Origin of the sequence: Corynebacterium sp. AOP12-C2-36 (genome assembly GCF_052379185.1) — a bacterium.
Taxonomy (GTDB): domain Bacteria; phylum Actinomycetota; class Actinomycetes; order Mycobacteriales; family Mycobacteriaceae; genus Corynebacterium.
In genome coordinates this window covers 1-900 of sequence record NZ_JBQSYJ010000068.1, presented here as the reverse complement: position 1 = coordinate 900, position 900 = coordinate 1, and the positions used below count along the sequence as shown (strand labels likewise).

Annotated in this window: 1 protein-coding gene; it reads left to right on the top strand. The window is 61.8% G+C overall.

Going from position 1 to position 900, the window contains the following annotated elements; all coding sequences use genetic code 11:
- The coding region (locus ACT3UN_RS16485; RefSeq protein WP_444657663.1) for an IS3 family transposase at nucleotides 1–870 on the top strand (870 nt) is incomplete at its 5' end.
- Nucleotides 871–900 lie beyond the last annotated feature (30 nt).

The following is a 900-nucleotide window of genomic DNA, read 5'->3' as shown; positions in this document are numbered from 1 at the left end:
TACGAGGTCAAGCGTATGGCACGCCTACTGAACGTGTCCCGGTCTGGGTTCTACGCCTGGGCAGCACAACAGGCCGGGCAGCCTGGCCCACAGCGTCGTGAACGCGACGACCTCGACGTGAAGGTCCGTGCGGTCTTCACCGGATCTGACGACGTCTACGGTGCTCCCAGGGTGCATGCCCAGCTGGCCCGGGAGGGAACGCAGGTTGATGTGAAGACCGTGGCGAGATCCATGGCCCGTCAGGGCCTTGAGGGTATCAGCCCCAAGAAGTTCTCCCCGGTGACAACGCTGCCTGGTGTCGACACCCACGCGATCCCTGACCGGGCACGACGTAGCTGGGACCAGGGTGGACTTGATCGGTGCTGGATTTCCGACATCACCTACCTTCGCACCGGTGAAGGCTGGGTGTACCTCGCTGCGGTCACCGACGGACATTCCCGACGGATCATTGGCTGGGCGATGGACACCCACATGCACACCGACCTGGTGGAACGGGCCCTGCGCATGGCCCACACGCTGCGTGGTGATCTTCCTTCTGACCTGGTGTTCCACGCTGATCGCGGGTGCCAGTTCACCAGTGAACAGATGCGCCGTGTGTGCCAGGAACTGCAGGTACTGCAGTCAATGGGCCGGACCGGGGTGTGCTGGGACAACGCGATGGCCGAAAGTGTGTGGGCCACGTTGAAGACCGAGTTCTATGACAGGTACACCTGGTCCACCCGGGCTGAGGCTCGGCAGGCTGTCGCCCGGTGGATTGAGGTGGTCTACAACCGTCGGCGTCTGCATTCTGCACTTGGTTACGTTCCGCCGGTGGAGTTCGAGATGAATCTGTTCAATAAACCGGCTGCTGAGGAACTCGAAGCAGCTTAGTTACCTGTCCACGATTTGCGGGTAAGGCCA